The 21131-nt window shown below is 61.7% G+C and carries 18 protein-coding genes; 3 read left to right on the plus strand and 15 right to left on the minus strand.

Features of this window, described 5'->3' with window-relative positions; genetic code table 11:
• Positions 1-98: 98 nt before the first annotated feature.
• The gene (locus tag QD336_RS23535; RefSeq protein WP_499172364.1) at positions 99-2132 is read right to left on the minus strand and encodes a DUF4034 domain-containing protein; all 2034 of its coding nucleotides are present in this window, start codon (positions 2130-2132) and stop codon (positions 99-101) included.
• 187 nt (positions 2133-2319) lie between these two features.
• Between QD336_RS23535 and QD336_RS23540 the strand changes: the two genes are divergently transcribed.
• A complete protein-coding gene (locus tag QD336_RS23540) occupies positions 2320-2481 on the plus strand; it encodes a hypothetical protein (RefSeq protein WP_499172365.1) in 162 nt (53 codons plus the stop codon).
• A 52-nt stretch (positions 2482-2533) separates the two neighbouring features.
• On the opposite strand, the gene QD336_RS23545 is transcribed toward QD336_RS23540, so the two are convergent.
• From QD336_RS23545 to QD336_RS23595, 11 genes are all read right to left on the minus strand, one after another.
• A complete protein-coding gene (locus QD336_RS23545) occupies positions 2534-2971 on the minus strand; it encodes an RpiB/LacA/LacB family sugar-phosphate isomerase (protein ID WP_269344514.1) in 438 nt (145 codons plus the stop codon).
• A 64-nt stretch (positions 2972-3035) separates the two neighbouring features.
• The gene (locus tag QD336_RS23550) at positions 3036-4058 is read right to left on the minus strand and encodes an NAD(P)H-dependent glycerol-3-phosphate dehydrogenase (protein ID WP_499172366.1); all 1023 of its coding nucleotides are present in this window, start codon (positions 4056-4058) and stop codon (positions 3036-3038) included.
• Positions 4059-4091: 33 nt separating this feature from the next.
• Positions 4092-6140, minus strand: a complete 2049-nt coding sequence (locus QD336_RS23555; RefSeq protein WP_499172367.1) for a bifunctional aldolase/short-chain dehydrogenase — start codon at positions 6138-6140, stop codon at positions 4092-4094.
• Between the two features lie 72 nt (positions 6141-6212).
• Positions 6213-7277, minus strand: coding sequence for an ABC transporter ATP-binding protein (locus QD336_RS23560; protein ID WP_269344508.1), 1065 nt, complete (start codon positions 7275-7277; stop codon positions 6213-6215).
• A 50-nt stretch (positions 7278-7327) separates the two neighbouring features.
• The gene (locus tag QD336_RS23565) at positions 7328-8053 is read right to left on the minus strand and encodes an SDR family oxidoreductase (protein WP_269344506.1); all 726 of its coding nucleotides are present in this window, start codon (positions 8051-8053) and stop codon (positions 7328-7330) included.
• Positions 8054-8129: 76 nt separating this feature from the next.
• The gene (locus QD336_RS23570; RefSeq protein WP_499172368.1) at positions 8130-9626 is read right to left on the minus strand and encodes an ABC transporter substrate-binding protein; all 1497 of its coding nucleotides are present in this window, start codon (positions 9624-9626) and stop codon (positions 8130-8132) included.
• 82 nt (positions 9627-9708) lie between these two features.
• Entirely contained in the window at positions 9709-10584 is an 876-nt protein-coding gene (locus QD336_RS23575) for a carbohydrate ABC transporter permease (RefSeq protein WP_269344502.1), read from the minus strand.
• 2 nt (positions 10585-10586) lie between these two features.
• A complete protein-coding gene (locus QD336_RS23580) occupies positions 10587-11474 on the minus strand; it encodes a carbohydrate ABC transporter permease (protein ID WP_269344501.1) in 888 nt (295 codons plus the stop codon).
• 124 nt (positions 11475-11598) lie between these two features.
• On the minus strand, positions 11599-13134 hold the full coding sequence (gene glpD, locus QD336_RS23585; protein WP_499172369.1) for a glycerol-3-phosphate dehydrogenase: 1536 nt from the start codon (positions 13132-13134) through the stop codon (positions 11599-11601).
• Positions 13131-13943, minus strand: a complete 813-nt coding sequence (locus QD336_RS23590) for an HAD-IIB family hydrolase (protein WP_499172370.1) — start codon at positions 13941-13943, stop codon at positions 13131-13133. The genes glpD and QD336_RS23590 overlap by 4 nt, the downstream gene beginning before the upstream one ends.
• Before the next feature lie 4 nt (positions 13944-13947).
• Positions 13948-15291, minus strand: coding sequence for a sn-glycerol-1-phosphate dehydrogenase (locus QD336_RS23595; RefSeq protein ID WP_499172371.1), 1344 nt, complete (start codon positions 15289-15291; stop codon positions 13948-13950).
• 129 nt (positions 15292-15420) lie between these two features.
• On the opposite strand from QD336_RS23595, the gene QD336_RS23600 reads away from it, so the two are divergent.
• Together QD336_RS23600 and QD336_RS23605 are read left to right on the plus strand one after the other, a co-directional pair.
• The gene (locus QD336_RS23600; RefSeq protein ID WP_499172372.1) at positions 15421-16407 is read left to right on the plus strand and encodes a sugar-binding transcriptional regulator; all 987 of its coding nucleotides are present in this window, start codon (positions 15421-15423) and stop codon (positions 16405-16407) included.
• A 120-nt stretch (positions 16408-16527) separates the two neighbouring features.
• Entirely contained in the window at positions 16528-18015 is a 1488-nt protein-coding gene (locus QD336_RS23605) for a xylulokinase (RefSeq protein ID WP_499172373.1), read from the plus strand.
• 477 nt (positions 18016-18492) lie between these two features.
• On the opposite strand, the gene QD336_RS23610 is transcribed toward QD336_RS23605, so the two are convergent.
• From QD336_RS23610 to QD336_RS23620, 3 genes are read right to left on the minus strand one after another with little or no spacing between them, the layout of a single operon-like run.
• Positions 18493-19365: an endonuclease/exonuclease/phosphatase family protein gene (locus QD336_RS23610; protein ID WP_499172374.1), complete on the minus strand. Its 873-nt coding sequence runs from the start codon at positions 19363-19365 to the stop codon at positions 18493-18495.
• Entirely contained in the window at positions 19362-20075 is a 714-nt protein-coding gene (locus QD336_RS23615) for a glycerophosphodiester phosphodiesterase (protein WP_499172375.1), read from the minus strand. The genes QD336_RS23610 and QD336_RS23615 overlap by 4 nt, the downstream gene beginning before the upstream one ends.
• Entirely contained in the window at positions 20072-21127 is a 1056-nt protein-coding gene (locus QD336_RS23620) for an ABC transporter ATP-binding protein (protein WP_499172376.1), read from the minus strand. Before QD336_RS23620 ends, QD336_RS23615 begins: the two co-directional genes overlap by 4 nt.
• Positions 21128-21131: the final 4 nt, after the last annotated feature.

Here is a 21131-nt window from a genome sequence, read left to right on the forward strand (position 1 = left end):
CAGGACGCCGGAAAACAGCAGAACGGCATCACCGAAAGCGAGCCAGATCAAGGCTCTCCATCGACCATCATGCGGCGGCGAGTGCTTTGTCATGGCCCTTATTTCGGCGGCAAATGGTCACTGGAAAGTTTGTTGCCGAAGAAAGCGCGGATCGCCCGCCCGGCCATCTGCCAGCCACTCGAACCGTAAACCTGCGTTTCCATCCAGTCGAGCGATGAATGATCGGGGAACAGTTCCTTGTATCGATCAAACCACTGCATGGCGATAAACTCGCTCTTGGGAACACCGTCGCCATATTTATAGGCGAGGACGACCTGCCCATAGGCTTCGCCGGCGAGATGATCGTCATCGTGGCCAACAAGGGATTTCATGTCGGCAACGGCCTGCTGCTTTTCCTCCGGCGTTCCATGCCGGCGGCTGACACTGGCTACTTTGATCGCGGATAGCTCCAGGCCGCCATGCATTGCCCCGATATAAAGATTGCGAACCTGTTCGAAGTTCTCGCGGATCGTCAGATCGGTGTTTTGAACATTTTCAAGGCGCCAGGCGTAGTTATAAAACGCAACCGGGTCCCCTTCCTCGACGGCCCGCTCAAGCCAGTAATCCGCTTGGCTCTCGTCAAGCAGATGCGGTTTGGCGTCGTCCCGCGTACCCCTGACGATATCATACATGCTGGCCGCCGCCGCATAGGCACGTCTTTCCGCAAAGGCGCGCGTGAGATAAGCGGACTCGTCCTGAAAGCCACCGTCCCATATCATCCGGCAGGCGTGCATCGGCGTGAATTCGTCCGGTTCGTAAAGCGGTGCAAGCTCCGCCGCCCGGTCGATCAACCGTGTGGCGATCTCGGGGTCCGCCCCTATGCCCCACATGCCGAACTGCCAGGCAAAAGCCGCCATGGTCAGCATCGTCGGTTCGTCGAAACGGCGCACGGCAGTTTGCAGCACCCGCGCATAGGCACCTTCCACATCCTCGACATGGTGGATCAACATCAGATTGGTGAAGTCCCGGAAAGGCCCGTCCACACCGGGATATGTGCCCGGTTCCTTCAGGTAACGGACGGATTCGACATGGCGCTGATGCGCCAGTTCTGTGTCCTGCAGGGAATAATGCGTGAAATTGGCGTATTTGCCGAGAGCAATGAACCGCAGCCGGTCGGGAAGGTCTCGTGACAGCCACTGTTCGAATTTTTTCTGCCGCGCGGCAGCGCCTCGAACATCACCCGGCTCGGGATAGTCGGGAATTGTCAGCGTATCGTGAACGCCCGGCCAGCGGACAGCGTTGCGCTCCTTCTCACTCAGTTGCGCGCACAGGGGGCCGGAAGCGAATTTTTCGACCTCACCCTCCGAACCGCCCCACCGCGCGCTCAGATATTGCGCATAATCCGCCAGCACATCCGCCCAGCCGGGCTTGATCGACAAACAATAACGCAGCCAGTAATAGCCGGGATTTTGAAGATCTCCCTCCTGTACCGGCGGTGCGGAAGCGGGAAGCGTTACGGTGGCGATGCCGGGTGGTTTCAGCCCGTGCCTTGCAAGCTGGGCGCAAGCCGCCTCGTAAATATCCGGCTCGAATTCATCCCGCTGCATGGTGTTTTGAACCGGCCCGCCGTCAAACAGCGCATCGACAAAATCCGGCTGACCGAGATACTGGCATATCTGCATCATGGTTTCGCAGGCGACCGCCGGCCTCTGCGAAAGCGTCATTGCCTTCAACAAATATTCGGCTGCGTTGATGCAGGCCATATGCGCGGCGACCCACTGATCTTCCCCCACCTGCGATGCCCAGGACGCCGTGCGGATATCGCAGGCCCGGCGGAAGTAATAATCACCGGAAACCATATGCGCATGGTAGGAGGCAGGGTGGGATCGCACCCACTCGTTCAACAGTTCAAGCCTCAGAGCCGCATCGACACCCGTATTGTCGAACAGGGCGGAGCTGGTTGCAAGAAAGGTATAGCGATCGTCCGGAACGGCAACGGCTTTCCACCATACCTCCTCCAGTTCCGCCAAAAGACGTTCGACTTCGTCGAAACGCCGCTCAAGCATCGCCCTGCGCAGTTCCTCCTGCTGGCGCAGCCGAATCCACGACGGCCCATCCAGCGACAAGGGGGGCAGGCTTTCGATAGTCGGCATGGACGATTCCTTGAAACAGTTAATGAAAGGCGATCTTCAGGTAATTCATTTCATGGCCCGGTTGTAAGGGTTTTGCAACTGCTTGAAATAACCGACAAAGTAGCGGCTCTCATCCGTAGTCGAGCCGCGATCACCGATGAGGGCACCAACGGTGCAGCCCCTTGCCCAACCCGATGGAATACGGCTGATGTTCGAAGCCGCGATTGCCAGAACGCGCGACCATCTTTTCCTGACCTGTTCCAATCAAGACAAATGCTTTGATGGCTTCGCCCGCATGCTTGGGAACCTTGAACCGCAGCCGGCCTTGATCAATTTCAGCGGCGTCCATATTCCGACCTGCCGCCTGTGACGACAGGATGCCCGAATCGTTGATAGCGATATCGATTTTCCCAAAAAACGCGTTACCGTGTCACATCCAGCCTGTTGATCGCCTGAACATTGCCTGCCGATGGGCCGTCAGGATCGAAACTTGAAGCCAGCCAGGTATCGACGATTGTCTTTGCCAGTTCGGGACCAACGACGCGCGCGCCCAGTGTGATGATCTGGGCATCGTTCGATTTGGCGGCGCGCTCCGCCGAATAGGTATCGTGCGTGAGAGCCGCACGTATGCCTGCCACCTTGTTGGCCGAAATGCAGACGCCGATTCCGGTGCCGCAAAACAGGATGGCCCGATCGTGCCTGTGCTCCAGAATATCCTGCCCGATCCTGGCTGCAAGATCGGCGTAATAACCGGATTGGCTAAGGTCGGTGACCTCGATATCCGGCCGCCCGGCCAGATGGGCGGCAATGACATCCAGCAGGGGTTTGCCGGCACTGTCGGCTCCCAGGGCAATTTTCATGGCGGTTTCCTTCCCTGTGTCTGAAGAACGAATTCGTGGCTGCGCAACCGGCGCGGCCTGAGGCTCAGGCAAAAAGTGTGGAGAAATCGAAGTCCAGCGCGCCGCCATCGAGCACGGCGGCGATGATCGCGCAGGCGAGTGGAAAATCGGCTTTCGCCGAAGGAACGGTGCCGAGCAATTCCGCCAGCACGCGGGCCGTGTCGATACCTTCCACCGTCTCGCCCGCGAGTTCACCGGCCATCATGCCGCTCACCGTTCGGTTGCGTCCGAGACCGTGGCCAAGCCGGCTGTTGCGACCACCACCAACGGTCACATGCAGATCACCGATGCCGGCAAGGTCGAAGGCGGTGTCGCCCCGTCCACCGATCCGCTCGCAGAGTATCGCCATTTCGCCGGCGGCCTGTGTGAAGGCGGCCGCCGTCGGGTTTTTGGATTGCCCGTCGGCGCGCGTGGTATCGGGATAACGGGTCTGCATGGCACTGACGCCGATGGCGAAGAAATTCTTGAGGGCGGCGCAGGCTTCGACCCCGATCACATCATCACTGACCGCAAGGCGGTAATAGGGGGTTTGCAGCAATGCAGCCGCAAAAGCGGCGGTTTGTCGGTCACGGCAGGCATAGACGCTCGTCGTCGGATAGCAATTGGCCAGTTCCCGCGCAATACAGGGTCCGCCGATGCCGATGAAGGCTGCCATATTCGCCACCTGCCCCGGCAACGTTTGCGCATAAGTGACGATGCGACCATGCTTGCGGTCGAGTCCCTTGGTTACGAAGGCGACCGGTTTCGGCGTCAAAAGGGTCTCGTTGAGCCGCTTGATTGCCCATGGAATCCCCGGACTGCTGACGCCGATGATGACTAAATCGGCGGACGCCATATGCTCGGGCATCAATTCGTGATCGGCAAGGATCGTAACATTGTCCGGCAGCGGCCGGTCGAGCTTCGGATGCGCCTCGCCCGCCTGCATGCGGCGAACAGGTTCGCCATCGAGGGGCGTGCCCACCAGGGTGACCGTGTGGCTATTGTCCGCCGCCGGCACGCTTAGCGCACTGCCCATCACGCCGGCGCCAAGAATGAGTATTTTTGCCATGGTCTTTTCCTTCAAACCTTTGGGAGACAGGCTTCAGCGCATCATCGCCGCGACATTGCCGCCATCGACGGTGATCACCGCTCCTGTTGAGCTGCGCGCTTTCGCAAGGTGCACGAAGGCCGCCGCCACATCCTCGCCCGTCACTTCACGGCCGACGAGATTGCCGCGCATATAGGCCTCCGGCGTCAGGCCGCGCGCTTTCGAGCGCTGCTGCACCATCGCATCCGTCATCAGGCCGGTGCGGATACGGTCGGCATTGACGGCGTTCGAGGTGATGCCGGATACGCCGTGCTCGATTGCATATTGGCGCATCAGCGCCATCAGCGCCGCCTTGGACGTGCCGTAGGGACCGAAATCGGCGCCGGGATTGACCGCCTGTTTCGAGACGTTGAAGACAATCGCCCCGCCGGTCTTCTGCTTCTCCATAACCCGCACCACGGCGCGTGCCATGTAGTGATGGCCCCAGAAATTGAGGTCGAACGCCTTGCGGAATGTCGCCTCATCGACGGAAAGCAGCTTGCCCTGGAAGGCGGCCCCGGCATTGGAAATCAGAATATCGACGCCGCCGAAATGCCGCGCCACGCTTGTCACCGCCGCATCCACGGAAGCGGGGCTGGTAACGTCGCAGACCACCGGAAATGCGCCGATCCGTTTGGCCTCCCGCCTCACCGCCTCGTCGGAAATATCGAACAGCGCGACTTCCGCGCCTTCCGCCTTCAGCGCTTCGGCCACGGCAAGACCGAGACCGCTCGCCCCGCCGGTAACGATGGCCACCTGGCGGGTCAGCGGCTTTTCCTGAACCTTGGTCAGCTTCACCTGTTCGAGCGACCAATATTCGATGTCGAAGAGATCGGCCTCCGAAAGCGCCTCGAAGGCATCGATGCCTTCGGCATTGGTGATGACCGATACGGTGGCTTCCGCCACATCCGCACCGACGATGGCGTTCTTGCGCGCCGCCCCGGCCGCGAAGAGGCCGATGCCGGCGACGTAGAACACGCGCGGCATGGGGTCGAGCATATGTTTGATGCCACCGACGCGGGCATTGTTGCGCTCGAAATAAGCCGTGTATTCGGCCTGATAGGCGCTCACCGCCGCACGGACCGTTTCGGCCCATTGCTCCAGTTCTCCTTCCGCCGGGGCCGGCAGCGCCACGCCGAAGCGCTTGATGTGGATGACGTGTTCCGGCGTCGCATTGCCGCGCTTGACGAGGCTTTCGACATTTTCGGCATTGCAGAAGTCGAGGATATTCTCGCCGGTGCGGTGTTCGAGCACGAAACGTTTCGGCGCGCCCTCGATGCCGGTGTCGATGGCGATTGCGCCGCGCAGGATCGGCGCGATATCGGCAGCGGTGGCGAGCCTATCGGGAATGGCGATGCTTTTGAACGGCTTCGCCCGGCCCTGCGCGATACACCGTTCGGCCCTGTCGATCTTCTCGATCATGTCCTCATAGGATTGGCGGGGGTCCTCAGACCAGGTGAAGATACCGTGTTTGAGAAGGACCATCCCGTCGCCCTTCGGGTTCGCCCGGAAGGCTGCGTCGCAGGCCTTGGCAAGGTCGAAACCCGGCATGACATAGGGCACGATGATGCTGTCGGGGAAGAGTTCGCGCACGATCTCTTCGCCATGCGGCTGGTTGGTCAGCGACACGATGGCGTTGGCGTGGGTGTGGTCGATATGTTTGAACGGCAGCAGCCCGTGCAGGATCGCCTCCACGGAAGGATTGGGAGCGGCCGGATCAAGCAACAGCCGGCGCTGCAGCATCACCATGTCGTCATCGGTCAGCGTTTCGAAACCGACCATGGCCTTCAGCGGATCGAGGCGCACAGCCGGCAGGCCCGGCGGTTCGATGGTGCCCATGTCCCAGCCGCTACCTTTGACGCACAGGACATCGACCTCGGAACCGTCCATTTCCGTGAACACCGTCTTGACCGAGGTGTTGCCGCCGCCATGCAGCACCAGCTCCGGATCGACGCCGAGAAGCCGTGTCGTATAGGTGCGGATGGCGAGGTCGCGGTTGATTCCCTTGGCGACATAGGCATCGACCACGGATTTGAACTCTGAGTCCGACCAGCGCGATTTCATTGCAAATTCCTTTCCTGCGGCCGTCTGCCCGGCCCGATAGTCGCGATATTGTGAGATTTGGCGCGCGCACCCTCAGATGCGGACCTCCGTTTCGGCATCGAAGACATGAACCTTGGCGGGCGCGATGGAAAAACGCACATCGCTGCCCTCGGCAAACCGCGCCGCCTTGTCCACCACCGCCAGGAAGCGGCCGTCCGGCCCGTCGCAGAAAAGCTGCGCATCATGGCCGAGCCGTTCGAGCAGCACGGATTTCGCGGCAAGCGGGCCTGCCTCGTCCACCACGACATCGGTGGGGCGCAGGCCGACAATGACCTTTTGCCCGGTCCTTGCCGTCGTCGTGGCTTCGAGCGGCACCCGTCCGGTCGCCGTATCGACGGCGGGTGTGCCGTTCGATGCGACGACCGTTCCGGGGAGGAAATTGATCGACGAGCTTCCGATGAAGTCGGCGACATATTTGCTGGCGGGACGGTCATAAACGTCGTCCGGCGAGCCGATCTGCTCGATCTTGCCGGCCCGCATCACGACGATCTTGTCGGCCATGGTCATGGCCTCGATCTGGTCGTGGGTGACATAAATCGTCGTGGTTTTCAGGCGGTTATGCAGCTGGCGGATTTCCGTGCGCATATGGGCGCGCAGCTTCGCGTCAAGGTTCGACAGCGGCTCGTCGAACAGGAAAACCTGCGCCTCGCGCACCATGGCGCGGCCCATGGCGACGCGCTGGCGCTGTCCGCCCGACAGTTCCTTGGGGTAACGGTCGAGATAGGCGGTGAGATTGAGCGTCGCGGCCGCCCATTCCACCCGCTTCCTGATTTCGGCCGGTGGCACCTTGGCGACCTCGAGGCTAAAGGCGATGTTGTCATAGACTTTCATGGTCGGATAAAGCGCGTAGTTCTGGAACACCATCGCAATCGAACGGTCGCGCGGGTGAACCTCATTGACGCGTCTGCCGCCGATCAGAAGATCGCCGCCGCTGACGGTTTCAAGACCCGCCGTCATCCGCAAAAGGGTCGTCTTGCCGCAGCCCGAGGGACCAAGAAGCACCACGAATTCGTGGTCCTCGATCTTGAAGGAAATGTCGCGCATGATCGTAAAGGCGCCGAACGATTTCCCGATGCCCTGATATTCCACGGTCGCCATAGGGTTCCCACTCCATTTTTATCAGCCTGCCGGACCCGCCGGCGGCACGGTCAATATTTCTGCCGGGTCGGCGTGATGACGATTTCCTGAACGATGGCCCGCTGCGGCAGCCGGTAGGCGTCGAGGATGAGACCGGCGACGACATCCGCCGAAATTCCCCCGCCGATGGCCTGCTTATTGGCCCTGTAGCCGGCAAGCGTCGCCTCGTCCTTCACGTGATCGAGCACTTCCGTATCGATGATGCCGGGAGAAACGACGATGACGCGTACATCGTGCGGCGCCAGATATTCGCGCAGGCTCTCGGACACGGCATGCACGAAGAACTTGGTGCCGCAATAAACGGTATGGTCGGGATAGACCTTGCGGCCGGCAATCGAACTCATCATGACCAGTGTGCCGCATTTGCGCGCGATCATGCCGTTCATCACCGCATGGACGCTGTTCATCACGCCCTTGGTGTTGATGTCGATCATCTCGTCCCATTCTTCCGGCGGCTGGCGGCCGATATCGCCGAGCCTTGCGATGCCGGCATTGGCGAACATCATGTCCACCGGCCCGAACGTCGCCTCGGCCTCTTTCACCGCTTCGGCAAGCGCGGCGCGGTCGCGCACGTCGGCCTTTTTCAAGACGGCGTTCGGCAGACCGAGCGCCTCCAGCCTCTCGAGGCGCCGGGCGATCAACAGCAGCGGGTGGCCCGCTGCGGAAAAAGCGCGCGCCACGGCCTCGCCGATACCGGAACTCGCACCCGTGATCGCGATCAACGGTTTATCCGCCATGATTGTCCTCCCGTTTTCCCTTGTCTTTCCGTCTGGAAGGGCGACGGCCGCGCCGCCGCCCTTGCCACTTCTCGGATCAGCCCTTCAGCACCGCTTCAACCTGGGAGGCGATGTCGTCCATCGCCTGTTTGGACGAGCCGTAATTGCCGGCGAAATATTTGCCGAGACCGACCGGGATCGTGTCATTGGAAAGCTGCGCCCACTCCGGCAGGTCCGGCTCCGACCCCATGTATTTGTCGATGGTCTCGCGCACGACGGGCAGGTGACGGGTCGTGCCGGCACCCACACGGGCATGCGCCTTGACGCGGGGATCGTTATAGACCGAGGTGCGGGTCGGCCCGGTGCCGCCGCCGAGCGTGGTGATGAGGGCCTGCGTATCGGCGCAGGTCGCCCATTGCATGAACAGCCATGCCGCGTCCGGGCTTTTCGAATATCGCGAGACGGCAAGCGAGGAGCCGCCCTGGTGGCCGACGCCGGGGATTTCGCCGTAACCGCATTCCGAAGGCTTGCGCAGCGCAATCGGCTGCGGCGGAATGACCGCTTCGCAAAGTCCGGAAACCTTGGTCTGCGTCGGATCGTCGAAATAGGGGAAGAACTCGCCCCAGGAGAGCATGGAGGCTGCGACGCCCTGCGCGACCGCCTGCCCCTGCCCGTCCCACGTCCACTGATCGACGCCGGGCGGCATGACCTTGCGCAGCGCCGTATAATAATCGAGCGCGGCGATGCCCCGCTCGTCATTGCCGGCAAATTTCTTGTCGGCGGTAAAGACCGAGCCACCGTGACCCCACAGCATGGAGGTCCATTCGCATTCCAGCGCATAATGGCCCGATTTCATCTGGCCGGCATAACCGTAAACCTTCGGCCCCATCTCCTTGGTGATGGTGACGGAATTGTTGAGGAGATCCTCGAAAGTGGTCGGGGCCTTCAGGCCGAGCTTCTCGTAGATATCCTTGCGATAGATCATGATGAAGATCGGGATATCGTAGGGCACGCCCACCCAGCGATCCTCGTATTTGGCGATACCGTCGACCAGCGCCGGCATGAAGTCGTCGATATTGTAGTTCGGCATGGCGAGGTCGGGCTTGGCCTGAATTTGCTCGCGCGGGTCGAAAACATCCTGGCTGAATGAGGCCGCCCAGCTCTGGTCGATGTAATAAAGGTCATAGGTACCGAGCGAGGAGGCGACGTCGAGCGTCAGTTTTTGCAGAACCTGTTCGAGCGGCAGAACCTCGATTTCGACCTTGATGCCGGTCGCTTCCTCGAAATATTTCTTAAGCTGCGAGTTGATGGCGTTGGATGGCGGCGTCGATTCCGTCGCAAGCTTCAGCGTCGTGCCGGCGAAAGGTTTGCCGACGTCCTTCAGCCACGCAAGGATTTCCGGGCTGGGGGTCAGTTGCTCCTCAGCCAGCGCCCTGTTCATGACGAACGGGCGGCTGCCCATGCCCATGCCGAGCGCGGCCGCTCCAAGGCCCAGCTTGCCGGCCGAACTCAGGAACGAACGGCGATCCATTCCCCCGCGCACGAACCGGTCGGTGATGGATGCGAGATAAAGCTTTCTGTCTTCCTCTTTCATTTTCTCTCCTCCTCTTTTCCCTCGCCGTGTTTGACGACGGGATTCCCCTGTTGATCCGCGCACTCCTCATGCGCAGTTTTTGTCACTGTTTCAGCGAACCCATGGTCAGACCGCGCACCAGATGGCGCTGGACGAGAAGGATCACGATGAAGGCTGGTACGATCGCCGCAGCGCCAAGGGCGGCCATGTTGCCCCAGGCGGTGCCGATCGACGTTACGAAGGTGGACGAGACGACGGGCACGGTCTTGATGCCGGTCTGCGTCAGCGTCAGTACAAACAGGAACTCGGTCCACGAAAAGATGAAGCAGAGGACCGCGGTGGCCGCGATGCCGCCCTTGGCCATCGGCAGAACGATGCGGCGGAAGATCGTCCAGCGCGAGGCGCCGTCGAGCAGCGCGCTTTCATCGATCTCGGCCGGAATGTCGTCGAAGAAGCTCTTCAGCAGCAGCACGGCGAGCGGCAGGTTCATCAGCCCGTGGATGAGGATGATGCCGATATAGGTATCGAGCAGGCTGAACTGCTTGAAAATGAAGAACATCGGGATCGCCACGGCAACCGGCGGCATCATGCGGGTGGACAGAACCCAGTTGACGAAATCGTGGCGGCCGCGAAAATTCATCCGTGACAGCGCATAGGAGGCAAGCGTCGCGACGACGATGGCAAGCACGGTCGAGAGCGAAGCGACCACGATCGAATCCCAGAGACGCGGTCCCATGTAGAAATTGCCGCCGCCGGGCGACACGCTGGCATCACGCGCAAAACCGAACGAGATGCCGAAGACCTGCTCGAAATTGCGCACCGTCGGCTGGAAATCGGCGATGATCGGCGGCCAGTTGAAGATGTCCTTGGCGTCGCGGAAAGCCACCGAGGTCCAGAAATAGATCGGGAAGAAGAACGCCCCGACGACCAGCCAGCCGGCAATGGTTCTGAGGGTGCGGGCAAAACGGCTCTGATGCATGATTACCACCGTATCTTTGCAACGCGGATGAACAGATTGGCGAGCACCATGACGATCACCAGACTGGTAAGGCTGAGCGTTGCGCCGTAACCCCATTTCAGGAAGGAGAAGGTCTGCTGCCAGGCATAGAGGCTGAGCGTGTAGGTGGAGGTGCCCGGTCCGCCGGAGGTCATCACGAACACGTAGTCGAAGACACGAAACAGATCGATGCCGCGCAACAGCACCGCCACCGCGATCACCCGCGACATCATCGGCAATGTCAGGCGGCGGAACATCTGGAACGACGACGCCCCGTCGATCATCGCCGCCTCATAGGGTTCGCTTGGCAGCGAGCGCAGACCCGCCATGAAAATCAGCACCATGAACGGCGTCCACTGCCAGATTTCCGCGACGAGGACCCCGGCCAGCGCCAGCGAGGATGTCGCAAGGATCGGCGTCGATTTGTCGAGCAGGCCGAGCGTATCGAGAAGATAAGGAATGATGCCGAATTGCGGATCCTGCATCAGCAGGAACATCATGCCGGCAATGGCCGGCGGAATAACCAGCGTCATCGACAGAATGGCGCGCAGCGCCCCGAAACCCGGCAGTTCGGCATCGAGGAGTAGCGCAACCGCCATGCCGAGGACGATCTCGATGGTCAGCGCCACGACGAAATAGACGAAAGTCACGCCAAGCGCGCCCCAGAAGCGGGTGTCGTTCCAGAGCTGGATCCAGTTATCGAAGCCGACAAAAGCGAGCGTGCGCTTGCGCGGCACGAATTCATGGAAGCTCAGCCAGACATTGTAGATCAGCGGATAGATGGTGAAGACGATCAACAGCGCGATCAGCGGCAACAGCCATGGCCATGGCGAATCCGAAATCGCGATGCGTTTTACCTGTGCAACAGACATGCTGTTCCTCCTCCTCGGGCCGTCGTGGAACACGCATGGCGCATCCCGCGTCCTCCCCTTATTTTTTAAAGTCCCACGGATATCCGTGTAACTGCGCCCACCTCTCCCAAGGGTGACGGTATTCCTATCGTGCAGCACTCACCCTTTTTGGAACCGAGCGGCGCTGGCGCATCCAGCTGTCCAGCGCCTCGATCTCCGCAACCGTCATTCGCAGGCCCGACTTCGTGCGCCGCCAGACAATATCGGCGGCGGTGCGCGCATATTCCCGCTCCATCAGGAAATTCACTTCCGCCTCCGTCAGCGAGCCGCCAAAATCACGGCCGAGGTCTTCCCTGCTCCCTGCTGTGCCGAGTATCTCCCTTGCCTCGAGACCATAATGGCGGACCAATCGGCGCGCTTCGCGAACCGACAGGAACGGGAAATCCGCACGAAGGGCGGAGACGAGATCGTCGGCCGTGCCAACGGGAAAGCCGCCGCCCGGCAGGGCGCGTCTGGCGGTCCAGCCGCGATCCCTGTTCCAGTCGGGAAAGATCGCGGCAAGCCTGTCGAGCGCATCTTCCGCCAGGCAGCGAAACGTGGTGATCTTGCCGCCGAAAACCGAAAGCAGCGGCGCTTGCCTTTCCGGCCGGTCGAGCAGCAGCACATAGTCGCGCGTCGTCTCCTGCGCTTTGGCGGCGCCATTGTCATAGAGGGCGCGCACGCCGGAATAGGTCCAGACCACATCCGCCGCAGTCAGCTGCCGCTTGAAATAGGAAGACGCCGCCGCCACGAGATAGTCGATTTCCTCCGCTGACGCTTCGACCTTGTCCGGCGCACCATGGTAATCCCGGTCGGTCGTGCCGATCAGCGTGAAATCCTCCTCATAGGGAATGGCGAAGAAGATGCGGCTGTCCGGATTCTGGAAGATATAGCAGCGGTCGTGATCGTAGAGCCTGCGCACGACCACATGCGAACCCTGCACGAGACGGACCCGCTCCGGCGCTCCGCTGCCCGTGATATCGCCGACGACCTTGTCCACCCATGGACCGGCGGCGTTGACGATGGCGCGGGCGCGCACGTCGCTGCCAGCGCCGGTCTCGGCATCCTCAAGCCGCACGATCCAAAGCCCATTGTCGCGACGGGCGGAAACGCACCGCGTTCCAACCCGTATATCCGCGCCCAGCGACGCAGCATCGCGAACGTTGAGGACAACGAGGCGATTGTCCTGCACCCAGCAATCCGAATATTCGAAACCCACCGAGGACACGTCACGCAGCGGCGCACCGGCGGGATCGGTCTTCAGCCGAAGCGTCGCGGTGGCGGGCAAAAGCCTGCGTCCACCCAGATGGTCGTAGATGAACAGGCCGAGGCGCAGCAGCCATGCCGGACGCAGCCCCTTGCGATGCGGTAATACAAACCGCAACGGCCAGATGATATGCGGCGCAATCGCCCACAGGCGCTCGCGTTCCGCCAGCGCGTGGCGCACCAGCCTGAACTCGTAGTGCTCCAGATAACGCAGGCCACCATGGATGAGCTTCGTCGAATTCGACGATGTCGCCGAACCGAGGTCGGCCTGTTCGGCCAAAAGCACCTTCAACCCACGGCCGGCCGCATCGCGCGCGATCCCCGCGCCGTTGATGCCGCCGCCGATGATGACGAGATCGTACACGGGTTCGGTCATGCCGCATCCCTCCCGCCGCGCGCGCCGAGAATGCGATCCGCGACCTCCACAAAACCGTGGCCACCTTCCCGGACCGTCACATAGGCCGGTTCCGCCTCGATGCGGCCACGGAACTGAAGCACGTTGGCGACCCCGCAGGCATGGGGAAAGAAGCCGAACATCGGCGCGTCGTTCGGACTGTCGCCAACGAAGACCACGCGGTCACGATCCCGCTCGATGTCGAGATCAAGGATTTCGGCGGCGAAACGGCGGGCCATTGTCAGCTTGTCGTAAGCGCCGTACCAGCCATTGACGTGGATGGACGAAATCTTCGCGACCGCGCCCTCCTCCTCGAAAATCCGTTTGATCCGGTCGATATGAGCGACCGGCAAAGGCGGCACGTCCTCGCTGAAATCGATGGCGAGATCGGCTTCGCGATAAAGCTGGTCGGCCGAGACCGCCGCCCCCGACACCTCGGCCAGCACCCGGGCGCGAACCTTTTCAAGCTTTTCCCGATCCAGCGTGCGCTGACTGTCCTCGATGGCGAAGACGCGGCGCATGCGACGGGCATTCTCATTGTACGCAAAATAGAAGGCACCGTTTTCGCCGACAACACCGGCCACAGGCCAGAGGCGGGCGATCATGTCGCACCAGCCGGCCGGCCGGCCGGTGATCGGGGCCACCGCGATGCCTGCCTGCGTCAGCCGCTCCAGCGCCGCGTAAGCGCAGGCCGGAAGCCGCCCCTCATTGGTGAGCGTATCGTCGATATCGCAAAACAGCACCGTGACGTGGCGTGCAATTTCGATGGGCATATCCGCGATCGCCTGCATCTGATCAAGCCTCCCCGGACACGAAATCGGCGAGGATACCCTCGTCGGCGGCAATATCGAGGAAGGAATAGCGATTGCGCATTTCACGGCAATGAAGAACCGACTCGCGGTAGAACTCCACGGGTAGACCGAGATCGGCCGCCGTCATCGGCCCGCCCGCATCGCGAAGCAGTTGCTCCATTTCCGCAACCGGCAGCGCGAAAGCCTGTAGTTCCTCGCGAAGGGTCGGCCACAATTCGGCGAATTTTTCGTTCATCGCGTMGGCGGCGCGCGCGTCGAACAGTTTCGGCTGGATTTCCGCAAGGCAATGCGCGGCGATATCGCCTCCCATGCGCCGCGCCATGTCGGCCGGATCGATGACGCTGGGCCGGATGACCGGCGGCGTTTCGCCGGCAAGGTAATGCGCCTGCAGCCGCGCCATGGTCAGCGTCGCAACACCGACCTGTTGCCCGTGCAACGTGCCGCGATGGCGCTCGCCGGCAAAGCAGTCGATATAATGGGAAATCTGATGCTCGCCCATCGACCCGTGGTTCGACATGCCGGTGAAGGACACGCCGAGACCGCAAAAGGCGAGCACGCGGTGCAGATAGCCATTGGCCGCAACATCGCCGGCGGCAAGCCCTTTCGCGCGGGCGTTCAGCTCCGCCTCGTCCTTCTCCTGAAGAATATAAGGAACGGTCGAGTAGAGGCTGCCAAGCAGGCGGTGCGACATCCACCAGTCGATCTGAGCGACGGACCGCACCAGACAATCCGCAAAGCCGGATGCCGAAAGATAGGTGGGGGCGGCGGCCGTCACACCCAGATCGACGAAGAAACCGGCCGGCGCATGGGACGGCAGCGAGACCTTCAAGCCGTTTTCGAGCGTGATCGAGGCCGTCGTCGAGGTGTAACCGTTCATCGACGCGGCCGTCGCGAAGACGGCGTAACGCCGGTCCGTCTTGCCGGTCACGAATTTGCAGAGATCGTTGATCGTGCCGGAGCCGACGGCGATCACCGCCCCGGCATGCTTCAGCTTTTCGGTGAGGTCGGCGACGGCGGCCATGTCGGCATGGGGATGATCGAGGATCACCGTTTCGACCGGGCCAAGCGCCTTGAGCGCCCCCGCCACCCGCGACCCCATGGCATCCCAGGTATCGGGATCGGCAACGACGGTAAAGCGCTCACCGAGATCGAGACCCGCGACGAGACCGGCCTCCGCGCCGTCCAGCGTGTCTTCGATGACGATCTTTTCATAAGGAACGGTGGCGCGCTTGCCGGTCTCGGGATTGGTCCAGTTGCCGGCCACCAGATCGTCGATCAGCGCCGTCCAGCCACCCTGAGGCGCCTCCGTTCCCAATGCCGCCGTCATCGCTCTTTCCATCTCCCAAGCCCTCGCCTTCCATGTCTATTTTCAACAAGTGACAACATCGTCTGTCATTTGTCAATACACATGACAGGAGCAGTTGACAAATGACACCCGCATGCGCCAGATAGCGGCATGACACAGGAAAAAACTTCAGGAAGACCGGCCGGAGAGACCGGGGCCATGGTGCCCACGGAATTCGGCGACGCCATCATGTGGGCCGCCTGGCTCTATTATGCGGATCAGATGACCCAGAGCGAAATCGCCAAGCAGCTCGGCGTTTCGCGCGCGACAATCGTGAATTATCTGCAGGAAGCCCGGGAACGCGGCGTCGTCTCGGTCCATATCAGCCCGGCCGCCGGCAGCCGCACCACGATTGCCCGGGCACTGATGGAAAAATACGGTCTCGACGGTGCCTTCGTCATTCCGAGCGCTGACGAACAAAACCTCGCCGACAGGCTGGGGGATGCCGGGGCGCGGGTTCTGGCCGATATGCTGGTGGACGGCGATACGATCGGCGTCGCCTGGGGTCGCACGGTGCTGGCCGCCGCCGACCGCATTTCGCTCACCCGCCCGGTCAGCGACCTGACGGTGGTGCAGGTTTCGGGCAGTTCGACGGGCGAGCGCGATTTCTCGCCGGAGTTCTGCACCTCGCTCCTGTCGAACCGCATTCATGCGCGTTGCGTCAACCTGCTCGCACCCGCCTTCCTGACGACGCGGGAACTCAAGGCCCAGCTGCTTGCCGAGCCTATCCTCAAGAAGCAGATGGAACTGGTGCATTCGACCAATCACGTGCTTTTCGGTGTCGGCGATATCGGACCGAAGAGCACGGTGCGTCTCTCCGGCATCGCCAGTAAAGAAGAGATGGAAGATTATGTGGCGCGCGGCGCGGTCGCCGTCATCATCGGCCGCTTCATCGGTGCGGATGGCCGCCCGCTCGGCGGCGATCATGACGAGCGCATGGTCGGCATCACGCTTGATGAGCTGCGTCGGGTGCGCAACCGCATCTGTCTCGCGGGAGGATCGGCCAAAATCGCCGCGATCAGGGCAACGCTGAACGCCGGTTACGCCACGCATTTCGTGACGGACATGGCAACGGCTGAAATCCTGTTGTCCGGCTGAGGCCGCGACGGGGCACCCGGATGGCGAGGGAGACGCCGCCCGGGGACAAAGGCTCGTAACATTGCGAATTCACCGGGCTGGAAGAAAGCGGAACCGGGGCATGGGGATGGAGGAGTGCTTATGCAGGACAGGGAACGCTATGTCGTCGGCATCGATTCATCGACCCAATCGGTGAAAGCGATCGCCTGGACCATGGACGGCACGCCGCGCGCGGAAGGTCGCGCGCCACACGTCATCAGCACACCTCACCCTTTGAAAGCGGAACAGAATGCGGAAGATTGGTGGGTTGCCGCCACCGACGCGCTGAAATCCCTCACCCGGCAGGTCGCCGCCGACAGGATCGATGGTATCGCCATTTCCAACCAGCGCGAAACCATGGTCCTGCTCGATGTCGAAGGCAGGCCGCTTGCGCCGGCAACCCTTTGGCTGGACCGCCGCGCCGCCGAAATGGTTCCCGTCCTTGCGCGAGAACTCGGCGGCGAGCGCATACACGCCATTTCGGGAAAGCCGGTCGATGTCATTCCCTGCATTTATCGTCTGCGTCATCTGCGCGAGACCGATCCCGCCCTCCTCGACAAAGCTGCACAGATACTCAGCGCCCATGATTTCCTCGTACGGAAACTGACGGGGCAAGCAGCGGCAAGCTGGACGAGCGGCGATCCCTTCGGCATTTTCGATATAGAGAAAAAAGCCTGGTCACACGAAATTCTCGACCATCTCGGCATCCCGCCGACAAAACTGCCGCCCGCCCATCGCCCGGGCTCTCTCATCGGTCACGTGACGGCAGATGCCGCATCTTCGACGGGGTTGCGGATCGGCACGCCCGTCTATGCGGCAGGGGGTGATGGCCATTGCGCGGCTCTCGGCGTCGGCGCCATCAGTTCCGGCATCGCCTATCTCAATCTCGGAACCGCCGTCGTGGGCGGTCTTTGGTCGCCGACGGCTGAACTGAGCCGATACTGGCGCACCCTCACCTCACCGAGCGGGGAGGGTTATCTTCTGGAGAATTGCCAGCGCGGAGGCGCCTATTTCATCAACTGGTTGCTCGAAACCTTCGCGGGTAGCCGCAGCAGCGCGGAACTTTTCGGAAAACTCGAAGCGGAGGCGCGCGGATTGCCGATCGGCTCGGGCGGTGTCACCGTTTCCACCTATCTTCTCGGCTGCATGGACCCCCACTGGGATATGACCGCGCGCGCCGCCTTCGTCGGCATGGGCCCCGAAACGCGCATGGGTCATCTCTACCGCGCCTCGATAGAGGCGATCACGCTGGAATTTGTCCGCTCACTCGAGCAGATGCGCGCGGCCGGTATCGAAGCAGATCGTATCTTTGTCATCGGCGGCGGGGCCGAAAGCGCGCTGTGGCGGCAAATCGTAGCGGATGCGAGCGGCCTGCCGGTAATCCGCAGCCTCTCCAACGAAGCCTCCGCCCTTGGCGCCGGCATCAGCGCAGCCGTCGGTCACGGCTGGTACGAAAATTTTGCAACGGCAACCAACGCAATGACCCGCCTCGCCGAGCAGGTTGATCCGGATTTGCACATGCGTGACGATTGGCGCGCCCTTTCGGCACGTCAAAGCAGTCTTTATCCTGCCTTGCATGCCGTCATATGATTTCGCCTGCAGTTATAAAAACTGTACGACGTTGATCGTAGATGCGATGAAGATTTGTCATTATCGGTCCCCGTTCTATGCAACACCGCCGCGTTCCACTCCCGACTGAGTACCCAGTTCCGGTTTGCCTCTGAAGCCGCAAAAACCATGCTTTGTTACGAACTGGAGTTGCGCCCGAAGAGCCGGGACGGGGCCTGAACGCATGGAGACTTGTAGGTTCTCTGCCCAAGTCAGCCGAGATCGACATTTTCCATTTTGCGCTAGAAGTGGATTTAGATGCCAGTCTGGTCCTGGAATTGGCGACACGCTACAAACTGACCTCATACGAGGCCAGCTATGTCGCGCTTGCGAAAACACAAGGGCTACCTTTGGCGACCAGCGACCAAAAGATGGCGACCGCCGCCTTCAAGGAACGCCGTTTTGAAGCGTGGAGGAATGGAGCCTGACGCCATTCTGCCCTTAGATCGCCACGGGTCCTTATGCGCTCAAGTCGTCCAGTTCCGTCCAGAGGGGATAGTGATCCGAGCCTTTTGCCGTTTTGTCAGCCCAGCATCGTCTTACCTTTCCTGCCTGTGACGCGGAAACGAAACAATGATCGATGCGGCCCCCTTGCGGATGGGTGCTGCCCTCACCTTCCGGGTTCCCCCCGGCAACCCAGGCATCGATAAGCCCGTCGCGATTGACCAGGCGGCCGTATTGGCCCGCCTGCGGGCCGATCATGCGGGCATATTCAGCGCTGTCGGCGGTGAAATTCATGTCGCCCATCACCACCATGTCGCGCGGCATCGGCGGCATGTCGCCCTCCGTCCAGCCGGCGGCGGGATCGGGATGGCCGCCGCACCATGCTCCTCCCTCCGCCGGCGCCCGCGCGAAAATATCGAGCATGGCCTCCACCTGCGGCAGGCGGGTCTCCGCGCAAAGATGGCTGAGATGGACACTGTAGACGCGAAACGCTCTTCCGTCCACAGCGATAACCGTTTCCAGCATGCCCTGCTGGATCGAGTGCTGCGTCAGCGTGGCGAATTTCGGCAAGGGAAAATTGCGGCTGGAAAGGATCGGAAAGCGCGACAGGACCATGGTGCCGAACTGTCGGCGGCGGGAGACGAGGCGTCCCTCGCTGCTCCAAAAACTCGCATCCATGTCGGCATTGGCGCCATAGACCCAATAGCGGTCGCCAAGCGCGTCGGCGATGACCTGCGGCTCATCGACCATGCCGGAGCGCGCCCAATAACGGTCCACTTCCTGCAACGCGATGATATCGGCATCGCGGATTTCATCGGCGATGCGGGCAAGGTCGTAGCGCCCGTCAGCGCCGAGCCCGTACTGGATATTGTAGGAAACAAGCTTCATGCCGCGATCCTCCCGCGTGCTTCGGCAAATAGATCGGGACGATCGAGATTGATGTAATCCACGCCGGCTCCGGCGATCTCAAGATGCGTGGCCGGGTCGTCGCCACCGTAATAGACCATGACGTCCAGTCCCGCAGCACGGCAGGTGTCGACAAGACCCGGACGCATCATCTGCGCGGGCGTGATCTCCAGGATCGACGCATGATGCAGCGGCCCCGCCAGCGACGGCGATTTCGCCATGTCGAGCGTGATCATCTTGCGAAACTCGGGAGCAGCCGCATGAAGACCATCGCGCATCTGCGCGCTGAAGGAAAAATAGAATGTGTCACTTACCATGCCGAGATCGCGAACCAGTGCCGCAAGCTTGACCGGGTCACAAAGCTTCAGCTCGATATAGACGCCGCAACGGCCGCGCAGATGCTCCAGGTAGGCATCGAGGCGCGGCACGGGCTCGCCCGCGAATTCCACTCCGAACCAGGCCCCCGCATCGAGCCTGTCGATCTCCTGCGCGCAGGCGTGACCGATGGGGCCGATGCCGTTCGTCGTCCGCTCGAACGTCTCGTCATGCAGCACGTACAGCACGCCGTCGGCGCTTTCGCGAACATCGAGTTCGATGTAGTCCGCCCCCTGTTTCAGGGCCAGATCCGCCGCAGCAAAGGTGTTTTCCGGTGCAAAGACGTTTGCACCGCGGTGGGAAACGATCAGCGTCATTGGGCGACCTCCGCCGCATGGGAAGATTGGAACACGGACGGCACCGGCTCATGGATGGTCGTGGTGATGTCGGCGTGGAGGCCCGGAAGCCGGTTACCCTCGGCATCAAAGAACAGCGTGCGCTCCGCGTCAAAGGCCAGGCCCGCGGCTTCGCCGATCGCGAAGCGCGCCTTCTCACCGGCTTCCAGCGCGTGCAGACGGCCGAACGGGGTGTCCAGCGTGTAAAATATCTCACGGCCCATCGGCTCGATCAGCGATACTTTGCCGGTCATCGCCGCCTCCGCCGGTGCAATCATTGCGACGTCCTCGGGCCGCAGGCCAAAGGTGATATCGCCGCGGTAAGTCGCGGAAAGGTTCATCACCCGTTCGCCGACCAGCACCGTGTCGACACGCGCCTCGCCCTTGATCAGGTTGATCGGCGGCGAGCCGATGAAGCCGGCGACGAAGATGTCGCGCGGGCTGCGGTAGAGTTCGTCGGGCGTACCGGTCTGCGCGATGCAGCCGTTGTTCATGCAGATGATCCGGTCGGCCATGGTCGTCGCCTCGATCTGGTCGTGGGTGACGATCAGCGTGGTGATGCCGAGGCGAGCCTGGATCGCCTTGATTTCGGCGCGCATGGCGATGCGTAGCGTCGCATCGAGATTGGAGAGCGGCTCATCGAGCAAAAGGATGTTCGGTTCCTTCACCAGCGCGCGGGCCGCCGCCTCGCGCACCCGCCTGTCGGCTTCGTCCCTCGGGACATCCTTGAAGCGCAGCGGAAAGGCGATGTTCTGCTGCACCGTCAGATGCGGATAGAGCGCATAGGACTGGAAGACGATGCCGACATTGCGGTCGCGGGCGTCGACACGATTGACGGTGTGATCGTCGAAGAGGATCTGTCCCGAGGTCGGGGCATAGAGGCCCGCGAGCAGGAACAGCGTCGTCGATTTCCCGCACCCCGAAGGACCGAGGATGGCGACAAATTCGCCGTCGTTGATGGTGAGGTCCATCGGCCGAAGCACCTGGGTCTGGCCCCAGCTTTTGGTGACTTTGTCGAGTGTGATCTTTGCCATTCTT

This window comes from Rhizobium sp. BR 250 (assembly GCF_047445855.1).
In the GTDB taxonomy this organism is placed as follows: Bacteria; Pseudomonadota; Alphaproteobacteria; order Rhizobiales; family Rhizobiaceae; genus Agrobacterium; species Agrobacterium tumefaciens_I.

Coding starts and splice junctions, on each gene's coding strand:
- QD336_RS23535 (WP_499172364.1), bottom strand. CDS start 2,132: ATGCCGACTATCGAAAGCCTGCCCCCCTTGTCGCTGGATGGGCCGTCG.
- QD336_RS23540 (WP_499172365.1), top strand. CDS start 2,320: ATGTTCGAAGCCGCGATTGCCAGAACGCGCGACCATCTTTTCCTGACC.
- QD336_RS23545 (WP_269344514.1), bottom strand. CDS start 2,971: ATGAAAATTGCCCTGGGAGCCGACAGTGCCGGCAAACCCCTGCTGGAT.
- QD336_RS23550 (WP_499172366.1), bottom strand. CDS start 4,058: ATGGCAAAAATACTCATTCTTGGCGCCGGCGTGATGGGCAGTGCGCTA.
- QD336_RS23555 (WP_499172367.1), bottom strand. CDS start 6,140: ATGAAATCGCGCTGGTCGGACTCAGAGTTCAAATCCGTGGTCGATGCC.
- QD336_RS23560 (WP_269344508.1), bottom strand. CDS start 7,277: ATGGCGACCGTGGAATATCAGGGCATCGGGAAATCGTTCGGCGCCTTT.
- QD336_RS23565 (WP_269344506.1), bottom strand. CDS start 8,053: ATGGCGGATAAACCGTTGATCGCGATCACGGGTGCGAGTTCCGGTATC.
- QD336_RS23570 (WP_499172368.1), bottom strand. CDS start 9,626: ATGAAAGAGGAAGACAGAAAGCTTTATCTCGCATCCATCACCGACCGG.
- QD336_RS23575 (WP_269344502.1), bottom strand. CDS start 10,584: ATGCATCAGAGCCGTTTTGCCCGCACCCTCAGAACCATTGCCGGCTGG.
- QD336_RS23580 (WP_269344501.1), bottom strand. CDS start 11,474: ATGTCTGTTGCACAGGTAAAACGCATCGCGATTTCGGATTCGCCATGG.
- glpD (WP_499172369.1), bottom strand. CDS start 13,134: ATGACCGAACCCGTGTACGATCTCGTCATCATCGGCGGCGGCATCAAC.
- QD336_RS23590 (WP_499172370.1), bottom strand. CDS start 13,943: ATGCAGGCGATCGCGGATATGCCCATCGAAATTGCACGCCACGTCACG.
- QD336_RS23600 (WP_499172372.1), top strand. CDS start 15,421: ATGACACAGGAAAAAACTTCAGGAAGACCGGCCGGAGAGACCGGGGCC.
- QD336_RS23605 (WP_499172373.1), top strand. CDS start 16,528: ATGCAGGACAGGGAACGCTATGTCGTCGGCATCGATTCATCGACCCAA.
- QD336_RS23610 (WP_499172374.1), bottom strand. CDS start 19,365: ATGAAGCTTGTTTCCTACAATATCCAGTACGGGCTCGGCGCTGACGGG.
- QD336_RS23615 (WP_499172375.1), bottom strand. CDS start 20,075: ATGACGCTGATCGTTTCCCACCGCGGTGCAAACGTCTTTGCACCGGAA.
- QD336_RS23620 (WP_499172376.1), bottom strand. CDS start 21,127: ATGGCAAAGATCACACTCGACAAAGTCACCAAAAGCTGGGGCCAGACC.